The 2132-nt window shown below is 72.6% G+C and carries 5 protein-coding genes; 1 reads left to right on the forward strand and 4 read right to left on the reverse strand.

What is annotated here, in order from left to right:
- Positions 1-200, reverse strand: a 200-nt coding sequence (locus tag ACTWQJ_RS50635; protein WP_443313079.1) for a GntR family transcriptional regulator, incomplete at its 3' end; no start/stop codon positions are given.
- 175 nt (positions 201-375) lie between these two features.
- On the opposite strand from ACTWQJ_RS50635, the gene ACTWQJ_RS50640 reads away from it, so the two are divergent.
- Positions 376-573: a hypothetical protein gene (locus tag ACTWQJ_RS50640; RefSeq protein ID WP_443313080.1), complete on the forward strand. Its 198-nt coding sequence runs from the start codon at positions 376-378 to the stop codon at positions 571-573.
- A gap of 414 nt (positions 574-987) precedes the next feature.
- On the opposite strand, the gene ACTWQJ_RS50645 is transcribed toward ACTWQJ_RS50640, so the two are convergent.
- Genes ACTWQJ_RS50645 through ACTWQJ_RS50655 form a run of 3 tightly spaced genes read right to left on the reverse strand, consistent with a single transcriptional unit; the run spans position 988 to position 1933 of the window.
- Positions 988-1329, reverse strand: a complete 342-nt coding sequence (locus ACTWQJ_RS50645; RefSeq protein ID WP_443313081.1) for a helix-turn-helix domain-containing protein — start codon at positions 1327-1329, stop codon at positions 988-990.
- Entirely contained in the window at positions 1329-1670 is a 342-nt protein-coding gene (locus tag ACTWQJ_RS50650; protein WP_443313082.1) for a hypothetical protein, read from the reverse strand. The genes ACTWQJ_RS50645 and ACTWQJ_RS50650 overlap by 1 nt, the downstream gene beginning before the upstream one ends.
- Positions 1667-1933 (reverse strand): hypothetical protein, encoded by a 267-nt coding sequence (locus tag ACTWQJ_RS50655; RefSeq protein ID WP_443313083.1) that lies wholly within the window; start codon positions 1931-1933, stop codon positions 1667-1669. The genes ACTWQJ_RS50650 and ACTWQJ_RS50655 overlap by 4 nt, the downstream gene beginning before the upstream one ends.
- Positions 1934-2132: the final 199 nt, after the last annotated feature.

Here is a 2132-nt window from a genome sequence, read left to right on the forward strand (position 1 = left end):
TTGGCGGGCAGGGTGGCGACCAGGCCGCGCTCGCGCAGCTCCCGTACCGCGCGGCGGACGGTGCCGATGCTGACGCTGTAGATCTCGGTCATGGCGCGTTCGCCGGGCAGGGCGGCGCCGGCCGGGAGCTTGCCCGAGGCGATCTCGGCCGCGATGCGGTCGGCGAGCTTCACGTACTCGTACTGCGGGAGTCCGCTCATGCCGCCACGTTCGCGCGGCCTTGTGCGGTCGGCATCTGGGGAACGCGTCCCACCGCGTTGGGACGTAAGGGGACGCGGTGGGACGCAGTTGCGCTACGGTCGGTGAGAAGAGAACCCCCGCGACCGCTGGGCCGCGGTCCGGGGGTCATGGCCGACGCTTCGAGGGAGCACCGACATGGCAGAGCCTACGCACGCCCCGCAGACCGAAGACACCCCCCGCGCGTTCGGCTGGTGCGCGTGGCACAAGGGCACCGCCGACGGTGTCCGGCTCATCGACGTCATCGAGCAGGGCTCCGGATCGGGCGGCACGCTGTTCGCCTGCGGCCCGTGCCGCGAGGTGCACGGCCTGGTCCCGTTCGCCGACCGGCGGTGACCTGGCGGCCCCAGCTGCCGCCTGCCGACGAGCTGACCTACGCGCAGCATCAGGGGTGGGCGTGCTGCTGGTGCGGCAAGTCGTTGTGGACCGCCGTGGGTGGCGTGAGTGTCGGCCGGGCGCAGGGCACCCGCGGCTTCAGCATCGAGGTGTACGCCTGTTCACTCGACTGTTCGCAGCGCCCCCGATGCTGAGACTCCACCCCCAGCGCGGTGCGCCGATCGCGCTGGTGGTGGGATAGACCGAGGCCGCGGTAGGCGCTACCTGCGAGGCGCGCCGTCCCGCCCGGATGACGGGACCCGGCCCTGAGCCGCCCCCGGACCGCTACGGCGGCCGGGGGCGGTGCCATGCGTCAGGCGGCGAGCGCCGGCGCCTGCTGCTGGGCGAGCAGCAGCCACACCAGCGGCCATGCGGTCACCGGCCCTCACGGGCGTGGGCCGTCTGCCACGCGCGCACGTGGCGGGCCGCCTGGTGGATCGCGAACCGGGCCACGTCCTCCGGCCGCGCACCGTATGCGGCCGTGAGCACCTCGAGGTTGCGCCGCAACTGCGGCTCGTCGGGCAGCAGTAGACCGGGCGCAACCGGCGGCGCAGGCTCGGGTGCGGCGGGCGGCGCCGACGGGGGCGCGTCCGCCAGGTCCCTGCGCACCGTGTCGCGGGAAACGCCCAGCTCAGCGGAGATCTCCGCCGGGCTCATGCCGCAGTCGGTGAGGTGCGCGACGACGACGCGTCGCGTCGCACGGGACAGTGCAGCCATCACGCATCCCGCCCCTCGGTGGCCTGCGCGCGGCGGGCGGCCGCCAGGTGCTCGCGCGCGACGCGCAGCGCGCCCGTGTACTGGTCCAGGGCAAGCAGCAATTCGTCGACCTGGCCCAGGTCGAGGTCCGGCCAGGAGCCGTCGGCGAAGAACGAGAGGCTCGGCTGCTCGTCGCCCCACTGGGCGAGTTCGAACGGCAGCAGCGGCTCGTCGGCGAACGAGACGCGCAGGCCGTGCTCGGGACCGTAGTGCACGGGCTCACGCGGGTTGCCGCAGTCTTCCCTGGTGCACTGGCCGTCAAGGGCCAAGCATGCTGCCGGGTGCTGGCGCGGCTTGCTCATCGGCCCTCACCCCAAGCGCGGTAGCCGGTGGCCGGCTTCTCGGCGAGACGCTCGCGGAGGTAGTCCGCGGACCAGCCGGGCTCGTCGCCGCGCTGGAGGACGCCCTCGAGGGCGACGCGGGCGTCCATGACGCGGTCCAGCAAGATGCGGCCGTGCACCTCACCGTCGCCGACGGTAGCGGGGTGGGGGATGGCGATTGCTTCGAGGACGGCCGCGAGCAACTCGCGCAGCTCGTCGACGGATGGGGCGATACGGTCGTTCATGGGGTCGGACTTCCTTGCGGTAGAAGGGTCCGGCCGTAGGCCCCGGTTGAGGTGCGGGAACACCCACCGGGGCCGCCCCGTTCCAGTACACATGCCGTACACATGGCAACGGGAAAGGCCGGGATATTGCGGGTAACGCAGGGATGCGTTTTGCCTGGTCAACCGGCCTGTGACTGGATTCATGCAGGTAGCAGAGCCA

Source organism: Streptomyces sp. KR55, assembly GCF_052245645.1.
Taxonomy (GTDB): domain Bacteria; phylum Actinomycetota; class Actinomycetes; order Streptomycetales; family Streptomycetaceae; genus Streptomyces; species Streptomyces flavusporus.